Origin of the sequence: Bradyrhizobium sp. 172 (genome assembly GCF_023101065.1) — a bacterium.
Classification (GTDB): Bacteria; Pseudomonadota; Alphaproteobacteria; order Rhizobiales; family Xanthobacteraceae; genus Bradyrhizobium; species Bradyrhizobium canariense_D.
In genome coordinates, this window is record NZ_CP064701.1 from 7,256,377 (window position 1) to 7,271,204 (window position 14,828).

The 14,828-nt window shown below is 63.0% G+C and carries 13 protein-coding genes; 7 read left to right on the plus strand and 6 right to left on the minus strand.

Annotation, left to right across the window (positions count from 1 at the left end; genetic code table 11):
* Window positions 1–10 precede the first annotated feature (10 nt).
* Entirely contained in the window at window positions 11–1,624 is a 1,614-nt protein-coding gene (locus IVB07_RS34430; protein WP_018459443.1) for an acyl-CoA synthetase, read from the minus strand.
* Between the two features lie 212 nt (window positions 1,625–1,836).
* Between IVB07_RS34430 and IVB07_RS34435 the strand changes: the two genes are divergently transcribed.
* Window positions 1,837–3,039: an ABC transporter substrate-binding protein gene (locus tag IVB07_RS34435; RefSeq protein WP_026233812.1), complete on the plus strand. Its 1,203-nt coding sequence runs from the start codon at window positions 1,837–1,839 to the stop codon at window positions 3,037–3,039.
* Between the two features lie 49 nt (window positions 3,040–3,088).
* Here IVB07_RS34435 and IVB07_RS34440 read toward each other — a convergent pair whose 3' ends face one another.
* The 3 genes from IVB07_RS34440 to IVB07_RS34450 form a co-directional block, all read right to left on the minus strand.
* Window positions 3,089–3,577 carry a DUF2059 domain-containing protein gene (locus tag IVB07_RS34440; protein WP_026233811.1) on the minus strand — a complete coding sequence of 163 codons (489 nt, stop codon included), beginning with the start codon at window positions 3,575–3,577 and terminating at the stop codon, window positions 3,089–3,091.
* A gap of 46 nt (window positions 3,578–3,623) precedes the next feature.
* Complete coding sequence (locus IVB07_RS34445; protein ID WP_026233810.1) at window positions 3,624–4,841, minus strand: OpgC domain-containing protein; 1,218 nt, start codon at window positions 4,839–4,841, stop codon at window positions 3,624–3,626.
* Window positions 4,842–5,153: 312 nt separating this feature from the next.
* Window positions 5,154–8,210 carry an adenylate/guanylate cyclase domain-containing protein gene (locus IVB07_RS34450; RefSeq protein WP_026233809.1) on the minus strand — a complete coding sequence of 1,019 codons (3,057 nt, stop codon included), beginning with the start codon at window positions 8,208–8,210 and terminating at the stop codon, window positions 5,154–5,156.
* Window positions 8,211–8,473: 263 nt separating this feature from the next.
* On the opposite strand from IVB07_RS34450, the gene IVB07_RS34455 reads away from it, so the two are divergent.
* Window positions 8,474–8,965, plus strand: a complete 492-nt coding sequence (locus tag IVB07_RS34455; protein WP_018459438.1) for a hypothetical protein — start codon at window positions 8,474–8,476, stop codon at window positions 8,963–8,965.
* A gap of 149 nt (window positions 8,966–9,114) precedes the next feature.
* Here IVB07_RS34455 and IVB07_RS34460 read toward each other — a convergent pair whose 3' ends face one another.
* On the minus strand, window positions 9,115–10,014 hold the full coding sequence (locus tag IVB07_RS34460) for an alpha/beta hydrolase (protein ID WP_018459437.1): 900 nt from the start codon (window positions 10,012–10,014) through the stop codon (window positions 9,115–9,117).
* A 281-nt stretch (window positions 10,015–10,295) separates the two neighbouring features.
* Window positions 10,296–11,048, minus strand: a complete 753-nt coding sequence (locus IVB07_RS34465) for a glucose 1-dehydrogenase (RefSeq protein ID WP_026233808.1) — start codon at window positions 11,046–11,048, stop codon at window positions 10,296–10,298.
* Between the two features lie 93 nt (window positions 11,049–11,141).
* Between IVB07_RS34465 and IVB07_RS34470 the strand changes: the two genes are divergently transcribed.
* The 5 genes from IVB07_RS34470 to IVB07_RS34490 all read left to right on the plus strand — a co-directional run bounded on the left by IVB07_RS34470 (window position 11,142) and on the right by IVB07_RS34490 (window position 14,537).
* The gene (locus IVB07_RS34470) at window positions 11,142–11,453 is read left to right on the plus strand and encodes a helix-turn-helix domain-containing protein (protein ID WP_026233807.1); all 312 of its coding nucleotides are present in this window, start codon (window positions 11,142–11,144) and stop codon (window positions 11,451–11,453) included.
* 454 nt (window positions 11,454–11,907) lie between these two features.
* Window positions 11,908–12,066: a hypothetical protein gene (locus IVB07_RS34475; RefSeq protein WP_157643104.1), complete on the plus strand. Its 159-nt coding sequence runs from the start codon at window positions 11,908–11,910 to the stop codon at window positions 12,064–12,066.
* Between the two features lie 93 nt (window positions 12,067–12,159).
* Window positions 12,160–12,528, plus strand: coding sequence for a transposase (locus IVB07_RS34480; RefSeq protein WP_247294210.1), 369 nt, complete (start codon window positions 12,160–12,162; stop codon window positions 12,526–12,528).
* Window positions 12,525–12,878, plus strand: a complete 354-nt coding sequence (tnpB, locus tag IVB07_RS34485) for an IS66 family insertion sequence element accessory protein TnpB (RefSeq protein ID WP_007601228.1) — start codon at window positions 12,525–12,527, stop codon at window positions 12,876–12,878. Before IVB07_RS34480 ends, tnpB begins: the two co-directional genes overlap by 4 nt.
* A gap of 69 nt (window positions 12,879–12,947) precedes the next feature.
* On the plus strand, window positions 12,948–14,537 hold the full coding sequence (locus tag IVB07_RS34490; RefSeq protein ID WP_247369577.1) for an IS66 family transposase: 1,590 nt from the start codon (window positions 12,948–12,950) through the stop codon (window positions 14,535–14,537).
* The last annotated feature ends 291 nt before the right edge of the window (window positions 14,538–14,828 follow it).

The following is a 14,828-nucleotide window of genomic DNA, read 5'->3' on the forward strand; positions in this document are numbered from 1 at the left end:
GGCGCGAGCTTCACGTGCCAAAATTCTTCTGGATCGCCTTGTCGAGCGTCTCGCCGCCGACGAAGCGCTGGCGTAGCTCGCGCTTGAGCAGCTTGCCGCTCGGGTTCTTGGGCAGGGCATCGACGAAGATGACGCGCTTGGGCACCTTGAAATGCGCCATCTGGCCGGCGCAATGCTTGATGACGGACTCCTCGTCGAGCTTCTCCCCGCTCTTGACCACGACGATCGCAGTCACTGCCTCGATCCAGCGCGGATCGGGCAGGCCTACCACAGCAACCTCCGACACGGCAGGGATGCGGTAGACCATCTCCTCGACCTCGCGGCTCGCGACGTTCTCGCCACCGGTCTTGATCATGTCCTTGACGCGATCGACCACGGTGATGTGGCCCTCGTCATCGACGGTGGCGAGATCGCCGGAGTGAAACCAGCCGCCGGAGAACGCCGCCGCCGTCTTGACCGGATCGTTGTAATAGCCGGAGAGCAGATGCGGCGAGCGGTGCACGATCTCGCCGACTTCGCCGACCTTCACATCCTCCATCGAAGTGTTGACCACGCGGGTCTCGACATTGAGCACGGGCTTGCCCGCCGAGCCGGCCTTGCGCAGTTGGTCCGCAGGACCCAGCACGGTCGCGAGCGGCGCGATCTCGGTCTGGCCGTAGAAATTCCAGAACTTCACGCTGGGCAGGCGGCGCTGGAGCTCGAGCAGCACCTCCACCGGCATGATCGAGGCGCCGTAATAGCCCTTCTGCAAGGTCGACAAATCCGTCTTGTCGAAATTGGGCGAGCGCAGCATCGCGATCCAGATCGTCGGCGGCGCAAAGAACGATGTGATCCTGTGCGCCTGGATCAATGTCAGAATATTGTCGGCCGCAGGCTTGCCCGTGATCACACCGGAGGCGCCGAGATAGATTTGCGGCCCCAGGAACACGTCGAGCTGCGCGCAGTGATAGAGCGGAAGCGCGTGCAGGAATTTGTCGTCCACGCTCATGCCGCCGTCGATGATGCAGCTGACATACTGCCACATCACCGCGTCATGGGTCAGCATCGCGCCTTTGGGCAGCGACTCCGTGCCGCTGGTATAGACGATCTGCGCGAGATCGCGGCTGTCGACGGACGCATCGAGATACGAGCCGTCGGAGCTGAGGAGATCGTCGAAGGTGGTGAGGCTAGCGGGCGCGGTGGCGGGATCCTCACCCGGCAGCCAGATCATCTTCTCGACCGCGCAATCCCTGGCGCTGGCCGCGCGCGCGGGCTCGACGAAATCAGGGCCGGCCGCGAGCAGCTTTGCGCCGGAGCTCTTCAGGATGAAATTGATCTCGTCCGGATTGAGCATGAAGTTGATCGGCACCAGCACCGCACCGATCCGGGCCACCGCGAACCGGAGCGCCGCAAAGGCATGCGAATTGCGCGAGAGCACGGCGAGGCGGTCCCCCTTTTTCACGCCGAGGCCAACCAGGCCACGGCCGAGCCGATTGCAGATCGCGTCCATCTCGGCAAAAGTCCAGCTCACATTGCCGCAGCTCACCCCGAGCTTGCCCGGATCGCGACCCGCCGCACGGCGCAGGAGGTCGCCGATGGAATGCTCGCGGGCCTTCGAGATGGTCGCTGCGGTGTCGCCGGTCATTTCCGTTCCCCTGAATTTTCTCATTGCGTGAGTGCCGCCCTGAGCACAGGTCAGGCCATTGCATTCACGCGCGTCTTGTTCTTTGCAAAAGCTAGTCGGGGCAACCGGCCGCGTCAAATCAGCCAGCGAGCGCGGCGCCGTTACGCAAGAGTTGACGCTTGAGGGAGGCAAATCTAGCCTCGTGCGCCAACGATAGAGTTTGGGGAAATGCCATGTGCCGGATTATGCGTGCCGCCCTAGCGGCCGGATTGACTGCGTTTGTGATCAGCCCGTCTCTCGCCCAGCAGGCGCCGCTCAAGATCGGCGTGCTCTCCGACTTCTCCTCGGTCTATTCCGACATCGGAGGCCAGGGGAATGTCGAGGCCACCAAAATGGCGATCGAGGATTTCGGCGGGCAGATGTTCGGCAAGCCGATCGACATGGTCAGCGCCGACGTGCTGAACAAGCCCGATGTCGCCTCCACCATCGCGCGAAAGTGGTGGGAGACCGAGGGCGTCGACATGATCATCGACCTGCCGACCTCGGCCACTGCGCTTGCAGTGATGGAGCTGTCGAAGCAGTATGAGAAGATCATGATCGTGACGGATGCGGCAAGCTCCGACATTACCGGAAAGTCCTGCTCGCCCTACACCGCGCACTGGACCTACGACACCTACGCCAACGCGCACACGGTCGGCAGCGCCATCGTCAAGAACGGCGGCGATAGCTGGTTCTTCCTCACGGCGGACTACGTGTTCGGTCATTCAGTCGAGCGCGACACCTCCGACGTGGTGAAGGCGGCCGGCGGAAAGGTGCTCGGCAGCGTCAAGCATCCGCTCAACACCGCGGACTTCTCCTCATTCCTGCTGCAGGCCCAGGCCTCGAAGTCCAAGATCATCGGGCTGGCGAACGGCGGTGGCGACACCATCAATGCGATCAAGCAGGCCGGTGAGTTCGGCATCGTCGCCGGCGGCCAGAACCTGGCTGCGATCGTGATGTTCATCTCCGACGTGCACAGCTTAGGGCTGAAGCTCGCGCAGGGACTGATCATCACCGAGGCCTATTACTGGGACCTCAACGAGAAGACCCGCGCTTTCGGCAAGCGTTTCATGGAGCGCGTCAAGCGCATGCCGACGATGAACCAGGCGGCGACCTACAGCGCGACGCTGCACTACCTGAAGGCGGTGCAGGCCGCTGGCACAAAGGACACCAAGACCGTGATGGCCAAGATGCGCGAGCTGCCGGTGAAGGATGCCTTCACCGACAACGGCAGCTTACGCGAAGACGGCCGCATGGTGCACAGCATGTATCTGTTCCAGGTGAAGAAGCCCGAGGAGTCCAAAGGCCCGTGGGACTATTACAAGCTGCTCGCCGAAGTCCCTGCCGACCAGGCCTTCCGGCCCCTGAAGGACGGCGGCTGCCCTCTTGTGAAGTGAGCCAACAGGACGGACAAGGCGCAGGTTCGCTAGCGCTGTCGGTACAGGCTCAGAGCTTGTGCCCCTTCTGTCGCAGCGCCTCGATGAGGCGCTGCTTCAACTCGTCGGCCGTCTTCTGACCGACGTCCTGACCGATCTGCGCGCTGGCCTGCGCCAGCGCATCCGACTTCTCCAGAAGCTTCTTCCCGGCTGGCTGGACATAGAAAGCCTCGATCTGGCGCAGCTCGTCAATGCTGAAGCTCTGCGCATAGAGAGCGGCGACCTGGTCGATCATTGAGGTGAGGGCCGGGGTGTAGATCTCGGAGCCGGGTGCCGTCACCGCGTCATAATCGCGCTCGATCTCCGGCCTGTCCTGCGCGACCCAGGGCCTCAGCTTGAGCAGGAGCTGCGGCAACAGCGCGCGATACTGATCCGCGATCTTCAAGGTGACCACGAGCTTGCGCGCCGCGCTCATCGCCTCCGGCGAGGGCGCTTGCGCCGATGCACCCGAGATCAGGAGCAGGAGTGTGCCGGCGATCGTCAACACAAGTCTGGACATAAACCCCTCCGTTGGATCTCTCCGCGAAAATGCAGGCCGGCGATACTCAACGACCCGCGGGCGCCACGGCAGACCTGTCCGCAGGCGCGCTTTCCAGGACGGTGTCGGCCTCCTCGATCTCCGTCACCTTCACGAACAGGTTCGGCACCCGTTCGGTCCGGTCGAGCAGCCAGGCGGCTGCGATCATGATGACGATGCCGACGACGGAGACCGCGAGCTGCTCCCAGACGCCCTTGGTGTATTGCGTCAGGATCCAGTGCGCCGAGAACGACAGGAAGACGCCAAGGCAGAAGATCGGCAGCGAATGCTGGCCGCAGAGGATCACAGGGCGCAGCCAGGCCCCGTGCAGGGTCCGCCATTTGCGCGAGATGAGGTGAGTCACCCAGATCGCCAGCGCCAGGAAATGCGTGAAGCGCAGCATGTCGAGGTCGGTCTTGTCGATCGGGTAGATCGCCTTGATCATCCATTTCGGGGTCAGGGCATCGAGCGCGGGGACGTGCCAGGTCATCACGATCAGCAGCGCGAAGGCGAGCCAGGCCGCGGCCAGCGCCATCGCCGCCCTGGACCACACCCATCTCGCGATCTTGTCGATCTGGCCGATGCCGCACCAGGCTGCGAACACGAACATCAGCTGCCAGCAGAACGGGTTGAAGTACCAGTGCGTGCCGGGCGGATAGGAGGCGACGTTCCAGTCGAACCAGCGCGCCAGCACGTAGAGCACCACGGATGCGGCGAGCGTCAGGTTCGGCCGGCGCACCAGGCACCACACGATGAAAGGCGAGGCGAAAACGAGCGTGATGTAGAGCGGCAGCACGTCGAGATTGACCGGCTTGTACTTCAGGAGGATCGCCTGCCCGATCAGCTCGTCCGGATGCGACAGGAAATTGAACACGTTGAACTCGTGCTCGTACATCGGATTGTCGAAGCGGCGCGCGGTGCGGGCGATCTGCGCCGTGAACAGCAGGAACAGCATGATGTGGGCGACGTACATCTCGACCGCGCGCCGCCACAGCCGCTTCAGCGCGGCGAGAAACCAGCCGCCAGCGACGATCGGCCCGTAGATCCAGCCGACTAGATAACCGGAGATGAAGACGAAGAATTCGGCGGCGTCGCTGAAGCCGTAATTGCGCAAGGTCAGCCAAGCCACGACGTCGTGCGGAATGTGGTCGAGGAAGATCATCCACAGACCGATGCCGCGGAAGAGATCGAGTCGCAAATCCCGCTCGACCGGCGCGAGCAGCGCTGACTGGTCCCGTGTGATCATGGCCCCGCCTCGTTCGGTGGGCGTCGCGCCGTCGCGGCGCCGCAAAATCGGATGCTAAAAAATTGAAATCAAAAGTCGCCTGGCCGTGTGGCCAGGGCCGACGGTAGCCGACCTTGCTGCGCGCGCAAGGGCATAGTCATCGGAGCGGGCGGCACAAGCGTGCCGTCCTCCGCGCTGCACCATGAAGGGCCCTTCAAGATAAAGGGCGAAAACAACCCCATGCACAGTAGCTAACTCCTTGCGGCGCCTGCTTAATTTATTTGACGCGTCGGGCAGATTTCGGCCCCGATAGCGGCCCGGCCGCCGCTGCCGTCAGCTGAGCTCGTCACCCGTCGCCTGCATCTCGTTGAGCATCGCCTCGGCCTTGTGGCGCAGCGGCAGCGCGCCGCTCTCGGCGGCGATCGCGATGGTCGCGCGCAGGGCGCTCAGGATCGCCGCCCTGGCCTCCGGATCCGACGGCGGCGTCACCACGGCCTCGCCGAACAGCGCCTCCGCCTCCAGGCCGGAGAACCCCTGTTGCCGCGCGGTGTTGCGCGCTTCGCGCAGCATGTTCTGCGCGGCCTGGACGTCGCCGAGACGGTGGGTGGCGAGCGCCAGGTAGATCGAGCTGCGAAGCACCGCCGAGGTATAGCCGACCGCCTTCGCTTCCTCACGCGCTTCCGTCAGCATGCCGCGCGCCCGGTCAAACAGCCCCTGCTCCAGATAGGCCATGCCGAGATGGCAGGCGAGCACCGGCACGAACAGCCGGATGCCGTGCTTCTGCGCCAGGACAAAACCATTCTCGAGAATGGCCGCGGCCGCCGCCGGCTCGCCGCGGCCGAGCATCAGCCAGCCGCCGCTATAGGCCGCGGCGACGCGGTCGTAGGGGCGGCCGGTCTCCTCCGCGATCGCTGCGGCTTGCTGCTGGAGCTGCTCGGCGGCATCGATCTGGCCCATCACCGTGTGAGTGACGCTGTTCATCATGCAGCAAAGCAGGAGCAAAGATCGTGGGGTCGTGCCGATCGGAGCACTCGCGGTCAGACCCGCAAGGTGGACGCGGGCGGTGGCCAGCATCTTCTCGGCGCGATCGTAGCGGCCGGAAAGAAAATAGGCCTGCCCGAGACTGTATTGCGCGAGATTACGCCAAGCGGGATTTCCCGAGCTTTCCGCCAGATGCACCACATCTTCCCCGATCGTGACAGCTTCAACCGGCGTTCCATAGAAATTCTGGGCACCCGCTCTCATGGTCATGGCCGCGACCTTGCGTTCAATATCGCCAATCGCATCGGCTCGCCGTTCGGCCTCGCTCCCCAAATCCAGGGCTTCGGCGACACGCCCCGACCCGGCAAAGGCCAATCGCGCCTCCATCCGCAGGTCGATGGCGTCCGTTTCGCGCGCGTGCGTCACCGGGATCTTGTCGAGAGAACCCATCGCGATCTCGAAATAATCGACCGCTTCGGCAAAGGCCGAGCGCACCAGACATTTTCGAGCCGCGCTCCTGCCATGCTGAAAAGCCTTCCGCCAATCCTTCGCTCGGGTCGCGTGATAGCAGAGCGTATCCGGACCGTCGGTCCACGCCTCGTCGGTCTCGAGAGCCGCCAGAATGCTGGCATGGATGCTTTCCCGCACCTTCTCGACCATCGAATCGTAGGTCACCTGCCTGACCATCTCGTGCCGGAACTCGAGCGAATCCTCCAACTCACTGTCGATCCTGACGAGCAACTCGGCCCGGTCGAGCGCGGTGAGGCAATCCTGCAGGACGTCTTCCGGCACGGCCGCTACTCTTCGCAGTGTGGCCTGGTCGGCCCGGGGTCCAAGCGCCGCGGCGATCTGGAGAAGCGATCGTTCCTGTCGTGACACACGATCCAGCCGCGCCGCGATCACACCCTGAATGCTGCTGGGGATGCCGAGTTCGTCCACAGGACGCGCAAGGGAAAGGTCGCCCCACTGGCCAAGAAGCATGCCGCTGTCCTTCAAACTGCGGCAGACCTCCTCAATGAACAGCGGAACGTTGGCCGTATGAGAGATGATCCGATTCTTCAGGTCTTCGTTGGTCGTGGCGGGACCAAGCATGTCCGCGAGCATGGCCAGCCCCGAATTGTCATCGAGAGGCCGCATCGCCACGATTTCCGCGCGGCAGCTCGCGATCCACACCGGCATTCCATTGGGCCGCGTCGTCAGCAGCACAAGCAAATCAGGGCATTGCAGCCCCGAAAGGGTCGCGACGACCGCATCGCTGGCCCGATCCATCCAGTGCAGGTCCTCAATCAAAAGGATCGTACGCTGACGACGGGCGACGCTCTCGATGATCGCACAGCTTGCGTCTGAAATCGCACGACCGCGCGCGTGAGGCTCCAATTCATCCCATTGCGGATCGGAAACCGGCAAATCCAGGATCGCGTCGAGAGCCCGCTGTTGCACCACCGGCAATTCGTCTCTGGGATCATCCGTCTTGGTCTGATCTCTTGCTGACGTATCGAGGATCGAGAGCAACAGGCGCTTGAGCGCGCTGTACGGCGCACCCTGGAGATTTGGGCTGCACTCGACATCGATCAGCCGCCAGCCGCCAGCCCGGAGGTCCTGCGCGAATTCATGCGCAAGCCGAGACTTGCCAATGCCGGCGTCACCCATCAGCAGAACCGTCTGCCGGCCGGCAGCAACCCTATCCGCAGCGCGCCACAACAACGCCCGCTCCGTCGTGCGGTCGACGAATCTGGAAACGCTCCGCGCACGTCGGACCCGCCAGCTCGACAGATCACTCGCACCCATCACCCGGTAGACAGGCAGGGGCTCGCCGAAACCACGGAGCGCCTTGCGGCCAAGGAATTCAAAGCGGACGTGTCCGTCCGCCAGCTCCTGGCAGGCTTCGGAGACATAGATCTGGTTCGCCTCGGCTGCCGTCTCCAGCCGAGCCGCGAGGTGCTGGGCTGCGCCGCCGATCTCGTAGACCTTGGAAAATTCGCTCGCGACCATGTAGGCCACCACATGACCCGAGTGCAGGCCGACCCGGACTTGAAGTCCTGGATCGCCCAGACTGCCAACACGCCGGACCAGCTCGATGGCCGCGTGGCAGGCTAAGGGCGCGTGGTTGTCGTCGGCGATCGGGGCGCCGAAGACGGCGGCCAACCCGTCACCCAACTCCTTGCTGACGATGCCGCCGAACTGGCGCACCGCGCCTCTCATCGCCGCAAGAGCAGGCTCGAGGCGCGACACCGCCGCCTCCGGCTCCAGTTCGGCAACAAGACCTGTGGAATCGACGACGTCGGCACGCAGAATCGTCACAAAGCGTCGTTCGCTGTCGGGGTCGACGGGCTGGCGCACCGCCGCTCCGCATTTGGAGCACCAGCGGTCGCCCGGACCAATCGCCGACTGACAAGCGAAGCAATGCATTCCAGCGCCTTCAACCACTGCCTCGGCAGCCTCACCCCAATCCCCGCGAGGCGTTCGACCCAACAATACCTATAGGAAAGTGCATGGCAATTGGGCTTGCGACATAGGCGACGTTACGGGATGGAGGCTCTCTGGACGAAATACATTCCTGAGTGGTAGCGTTGAGGGCGCACAACAAACAGCGTGATCGGCCGTAGCGTGACGCGTATTTTCGGCCACCGCACCAGAGATTTTGACAAACAGACATATGAAGGAAAGAGGCGATGGCCGGACTGGTATATAGCGGCAAGGCATTTCGAGACTTGATGAATAGCAATTACTATCCTTTGGCGAACATGAAGAAGAGCGTCGCGAAGCTCAAGGAGTCCGAGGACATCGACCTGCCGACCTTGGAATACGGCCAGTACCATTTGATTCTGAACCCGGCATCGAACTGGCCGCAGGGCAGCGCCAAGTACTGGCACAAGGAAAAGGGCCGGGCCCGCGTCGACCTCAGCACCCAGCCGAACACAGTCCCCCTGTCCAGGGATGAGCCGGGCGTCATTCCGCTGACGCGATGCGATCTGCTCGATGCCTGCGTCCGGAAATGCTTCAACTCCGAGCCGCCAATCCCGATGAAGACGAAGATCATCACCCACGAAGCCAGCGACGCTTTCGCGCACCGGCACGAGATCCGGCTGGAGTGGGACTACAAGAAGGGCTCGGACAAGCCGACGCTGCTCAATCTGACGATGGTCTGTCCGCACAGATCCTGACGCATTCTGTAGTACGCAAGACGCATCACGCCCGCGCGACTGGCGCGGGCGTAATGTTTGCTTCCGATCGCCGTTCGCCCCAAGGGGGCAGCCCTCGCGCTTGCCAAGACCGTGCTGTCGAAGGAAGCAGCACTGCCAAGACGCTGGTCCTATCCACCGCCTCCAAAAAACCGGTTCAGCTCGTACGCAGTCTGCTGCGGAAGCTCCTCCGGGAAGAAGTGCCCGCCATCAAGCGGCTTTCCGTCGATGTCATCTGCCCACGCCCGCCAGAGCCCCAAGGGGCCGCCCTCGCTCGCATACCACGCGTTGAGGGGGCCGCGACCGCTCCAGAGCACGAGCACAGGGCAGTCAATTCGGCGGCCGGAACGACGGTCCGCCACATCGTGCGCGTGATCGAGTGTCGCGGCCGCACGATATTCCTCGCAGATCGCGTGAACATGCGCCTCATCGCTCAACGCGTCGATATAGGCTGCTCGCACCGCCGGACTGAAGCTGCCGGCCGAAGACCCCCAGCCATGCAGCGCATTGTCGATGATGGCGTCGGGGGCTGCCGACAATAACCGCTCGGGAAGAGGTTCAGGCTGCGCAAGCAACGACCACGGCCAATAGCCGACCGTCAGGTTCTTGTCGGCGCGCTCCCAGGCGTCGGCAATAGGAACGACATCCAGGACGGCAAGCCGCTGCACGCGTTCGCGGTGATCAAGCGCGAGCCGAAAGGCGACACGGCCGCCACGATCATGGCCCGCGACCGAGAAACGGTCGAAGCCGAGTTTCGTCATGACGGACACCATGTCGTTTGCCATTGCTCGTTTTGCATATGGCGCATGGTCCGGACTGGAGGGAGGACAATCGCTCCGGCCATATCCGCGAAGATCGGCGCAGACCACGGTGAAGTTTTGCGCGAGCAACGGCGCAACGTCTCGCCACATCAGATGCGTCTGCGGAAATCCGTGCAACAGGAGAACGGCCGGCCCCGAACCGGCCCGACGGATGAAGATCCGGGCCTCGTCCGCCTGAACATCGGCGGCGTCGAAATCCTCGAACTGCATTGGCCCTCTCCTTCCGAACGACGGCAAGCCAACAAGCGAGCACCGGACGGGCCCGGTGTCCTCGTGTTGACGCCCGGCGCCATCCTGGGTTCCTTCCCGGATGGCATGCTCTGGGCTGATCGCGCTTACGCTTGGCAGCTCCACCGACGGCGACGGGACGCGCTTCGGCATGGTCCGAACGAACCCAAGCTCAGCCAAGCAGGACATGCATGATCGAGGACGCCCCAAAACAAAAAATGGCGCGCGCAAGGCGTGCCATTTCCTTCTGTAAACCAACAAATTCAGCGAAGGCCGCCGGCGACGTGAAGCGTCTCGCCCGTGACGTAGGATGCGTCGTCCGAAGCGAAGAAGGCCACCGCGGCAGCGATCTCCTCGACCTTGCCGACTCGGCCAAGCGGAGTGGTGGATTCGATCCAGTTTCGCATGTCGCCCTCGTGCAGGCCGGCGGACACGACCCCCTCGGTGACGATCATGCCGGGATTGACGGCGTTGACGCGGATCTTGCGCGGCGCCAGTTCCTTGGCCAGCACGGCGGAGATCGCATCCACCGATGCTTTGGTGGCGGAGTAGACGGCGCCGTTCGGCGGCGCGAGAGTCGACGCCGCGGAGCTGATGTTGATGATGCTTCCGCCATTGGCGTTGAAGTGCCGCGCCGCCTCTCCTGAGACCAGGAGGAGGCCCAGCACATTGAGATCGAACTGCTTGTGGAAATGCTCCGGCGTGATGGCCTCGAGCGGCGCGAACTCGTAAACGCCCGCGTTGTTGACGAGGATGTCGATCGCACCGAGCGCCTTCACGGTTTCCGCGACTACACTTTTCACGTCCTTGGCATCGGCCAGATTGCCGTGGACCGCGACGGCTTTGCCACCCTTGGCGACAATGGCGGCGACGACGCGGTCGGCGGCCTGCTTGCTGGAGCTGTAGTTGACGGCGACCGCCGCGCCCTCGGCCGCGAGCCGCGCGGCGATTTCGGCACCGATGCCTTTGGATGCGCCGGTCACGAGCGCAACTTTTCCTTCGAGTCTCTTGGTCATCACATTCTCCATCATCCGGCGCGACGCCGATATTCAATAGTTCAATATTAGTGAACTATTGAATGAGTTCAAGGGAGGTGCTATATTTTGTGCATGGTGCAGTTCGTTCACCCATCGCGGAGCGAGATTTCACTGGCTGGGGTGCTGGGAGCGCTCGCGGACCCTATGCGGCTGCGGATCGTCAAAAGCCTGGCCGCACAGAGTGATTGCATGTCGTGCACCGAGGCGGCGCCCTGCCCTGACATGGCGAAGTCGACTCTGTCGAACCATTTTCGCATCCTGCGCGAGGCCGGCCTGATCCGGACCTCAAAGCAAGGCGTCCAGCACCGCAATGTCCTACGCGAGGAGGACATCAATGCGCGGTTTCCGAAGCTGCTGAAAATGATCCTTAGCTATCCGGAGTGAGCCGTTCCCCACTCTTGCGCAAGGTGCGACCGACGTTTCCACCGGAGCGCGGCCAAAACAAAAATGGCCCGCGTGAAGCGGGCCATTTTCGGATCGGGACCGGTAAGGTCCGAACTTGGTTGCGGGGAGGCGCAACACCCGATCGCTGCGAAATGGGGCCCAAAATGCGAACGGCGCCCCTTCGGGAGCGCCGTCGCTGGTAGCTCAAGAATCGATGGTTGTAGGGGCTCGCCGTACTCATTTCTTGCGATTGATCGAGCACGAAATCCCGAAGCTTGTCGCATGAATTCCGAGGACCCGCTGATTAAGAGACAGCGCCGGGTTGAGAAAAAATCAATGACTTAGCGGTCGCACCCCTGGACTTATCCGACCGAAAATGGGCATTCGTCGCACGATTATAGCGCTTCGTTCGCGCCGCGTATTAGTCTCGCTATCCAAACGGGAGTGCGGCTTCATGGACCGTGACCAAGGCGCCTCGCGTCGCGAGGACAGCCGTGTTGAAAGTCGGGGTTCGAGTCAGGGGGCCGTTTTGATGATCCCCCCGGAAAAGGCGGTGCGATTCGAGATCATTCGTAAGCGCGAAGCCGATACCCTTGCTTCAGAATTCGAATGAACGTGCGAAAGAAGCCTCCGGCTTGGACGGAGGTTTGGGATGGGATTGGACAGCAAAAAGGACGTCCATTTGGACGGCTCAACGAGGGGGTCGGTGAGCCGGCTGGAGGTTCTTGAAGGACCATCGGGGCGCCGCGTACGTTCGGAAGCCGAGAGAGCTCGGATCGTCGCCGAGAGTCTGTTACCCGGTGCCCAGGTGTCCGAGGTGGCGCGCAAGCACGGAGCGACGCGCTGGCAGATCTACGATTGGCGGCGGCGGTTTCGACAGCGAGGCATGTTGCCGCCGCGCGAGGCATCGCAGCCGACATTCGCGCCGCTGGTCGTGGAAGGTGCGTTGGAGGAGCGTCAGGTTCCGGCGATCAAGCTCGAGATCGCGATCGGCGATGTCGTGCTGCGGACGGACACAGCCATAGATGGCGAGCAGCTGTCCCGTGTGATCCGCGCGATGCGAGCGTCACGATGATCGCGGCCGGTGCCGATCTGAAGATTTACATCGCGACGCGGCCGATCGACTTCCGCTGTGGCCACGATGGGCTTGCGGCGAAGGTGCAGGAGATGCTTCGTCTCGACCCGTTCAGCGGCGCAGCCTTCGTGTTCCGATCGAAACGAGCGGACCGGATCAAGATTTTGGTCTGGGATCGAACGGGTCTGGTGTTGGTGCACAAGCGTCTTGAAGGTTGCAAGTTCGTTTGGCCAACGATCGCAGACGGCGTGATACGGATATCGCCGGCGATGTTCGCAGCCCTGTTCGAGGGGCTGGATTGGAGGTTGGTCCGCCCGGAAGAAGCGCGGCGTCCCCAGGCGGCTGGATAACTGCGGCAGAATGACTCGGAAGCTATTTTGAATGTGGCACGCGCGGCGGCGATGTGCTCGAAATAGCGCATGAGCATCGCGGCGCTGCGCGACGAAAATGAACAATTGAAAGCGCTTTTGGCGCAAACGCAGGCGGCCTTGAGCGAACATCAGGCGGCGCTGGCGACGTCGGAAGAGGCGCGGCGTCGGTTGGAGGTCATTCTCGGCGAATTGCGACGCGAGAAGTTCGGCGCGACGTCCGAGAAGCTGCGGCCAGATCAGTATCACTTGCCGCTGGAAGACGTGGAGATCGCGCAAGGCATCCTGGACGCGGCGCAGGAGAGAGCCGAGGCTGTGATCAAGGGCCGATCGCGGAGCGCGCCGGATCAAGGTTCTCATCGCAATCGCGGCTGCCTGCCTGCCCATTTGCCGCGGGTGGAACGGATCATCGAGCCTGCGAGTACGCTTTGCCCGTGCGGTTGCGGCGCCATGACGAAGATCGGCGAGGACGTCAGCCAGCGCCTCGACGTGATCCCGGCGCAATGGCGCGTGCTGATCACACGCCGCCCAAAATACATCTGTCGCCGCTGCTCCGGCCCCGTCGTGCAGGCGCACGCACCGGAGCACGTCGTGCCCGGCGGGCTGCCGACCGAAGCGGCCATCGCGCATGTGATCGTCTCCAAATTTGGCGACCATACGCCATTTTACCGTCAGGCCGAGATCTATGCGCGCCAGGGCATCCGGCTTGATCGGGCGACACTGGGCAACTGGTCCGGCCGCGCCTGCTTCCATCTTCAGCCCATCGCGGAACACATGCGCCACCACCTGGCCATGGCGGATCGGCTGTTCATGGACGAGACCAAGGCGCCGGTACTCGATCCGGGGCGCGGCCAAACGAAGAAAGGCTACTTCTGGGCGATTGCCTCAGACGACCGCGGCCACAGCGGCCCAAGTCCGCCGATCGTGCTGTTCCGATATGCCCCCAGTCGCAGCGGTGCCTTCGCTGAGCAGTTCCTGGATGGCTTTGGCGGACGCTTCCTGCAATGCGATGCCTATGACGGTTATGATCGACTGACCGAAGTCGCTCGACTGCAAGGGCCTTGGACGCTCGTGCATTGCTGGAGCCACTTGCGCCGACGCTTCGTCAAATTGGCCCGCAATAGCAAATCGCCGATCGCCGAGGCCGCCATTCGGCACATCGCACAGCTTTACGCCATTGAAGCCATGGTGCGCGGTGCATCGCCGGACATCCGGCTCGCCGCACGAAAGGAGCATTCGTTGGCTCTCGTCGCCGCTTTGAAAATGTGGTTCGAGAAGCAGCTGTCGATGATCTCCAGCGGTTCGACGCTCGCCGAGGACATCCGCTACGCGCTCAATCACTGGCAAGGTCTGACCCGCTTCCTCGAAGACGGGCGCCTCGAGCTCGACACGAACCCTGTCGAGAACGCCATCCGGCCAGTCTGCCTGACCAGAAAAAATGCGCTCTTCGCCGGTCATGAGGTCGGAGCCGAAAACTGGGCCTTGCTCGCCTCGATCGTCGCCACCTGCAAGCTCAACGACGTCAACCCGGCCGCCTACATCGCCGAAACACTCGAGACGATCATCGACGGCCATCCCCATAGCCGCATCGAAGACCTCATGCCGTGGCGATTCCGCAAAACGTCAAGCCAGCCTCAATAGGGTTGCGGCTAAGCGCTTACGATCGTTCGGATGGCCGCCTAAGTCCACTTAAATCCCGTCGCGCGTCATCTTTGGCCGTCCGCCGCTAGCTTGCGCAGGCTTCCTCCATCGGACGCTCAGACCTGTCCCGGCCGGCCCTACCCGGCCGCTCCCCCCGTCAAAGTACGGGCGCGGATCGAGTTAGACGTGGAAAACGGCGCCGGGAGCATGCCCGGTCGGCGGCGGCGCGTGCAACATCGAGCGGAATCAGCAGCTCAGGTCGGTTACAGGCGAAATTCGTGCGAAGAGTGA

Coding starts and splice junctions, on each gene's coding strand:
- IVB07_RS34460 (WP_018459437.1), bottom strand. CDS start 10,014: ATGCAGTTCGAGGATTTCGACGCCGCCGATGTTCAGGCGGACGAGGCC.
- IVB07_RS34490 (WP_247369577.1), top strand. CDS start 12,948: ATGAGCATCGCGGCGCTGCGCGACGAAAATGAACAATTGAAAGCGCTT.
- IVB07_RS34475 (WP_157643104.1), top strand. CDS start 11,908: ATGGACCGTGACCAAGGCGCCTCGCGTCGCGAGGACAGCCGTGTTGAA.
- IVB07_RS34440 (WP_026233811.1), bottom strand. CDS start 3,577: ATGTCCAGACTTGTGTTGACGATCGCCGGCACACTCCTGCTCCTGATC.
- IVB07_RS34435 (WP_026233812.1), top strand. CDS start 1,837: ATGTGCCGGATTATGCGTGCCGCCCTAGCGGCCGGATTGACTGCGTTT.
- IVB07_RS34455 (WP_018459438.1), top strand. CDS start 8,474: ATGGCCGGACTGGTATATAGCGGCAAGGCATTTCGAGACTTGATGAAT.
- IVB07_RS34450 (WP_026233809.1), bottom strand. CDS start 8,210: ATGCATTGCTTCGCTTGTCAGTCGGCGATTGGTCCGGGCGACCGCTGG.
- IVB07_RS34445 (WP_026233810.1), bottom strand. CDS start 4,841: ATGATCACACGGGACCAGTCAGCGCTGCTCGCGCCGGTCGAGCGGGAT.
- IVB07_RS34430 (WP_018459443.1), bottom strand. CDS start 1,624: ATGACCGGCGACACCGCAGCGACCATCTCGAAGGCCCGCGAGCATTCC.
- IVB07_RS34465 (WP_026233808.1), bottom strand. CDS start 11,048: ATGACCAAGAGACTCGAAGGAAAAGTTGCGCTCGTGACCGGCGCATCC.
- IVB07_RS34470 (WP_026233807.1), top strand. CDS start 11,142: ATGGTGCAGTTCGTTCACCCATCGCGGAGCGAGATTTCACTGGCTGGG.
- tnpB (WP_007601228.1), top strand. CDS start 12,525: ATGATCGCGGCCGGTGCCGATCTGAAGATTTACATCGCGACGCGGCCG.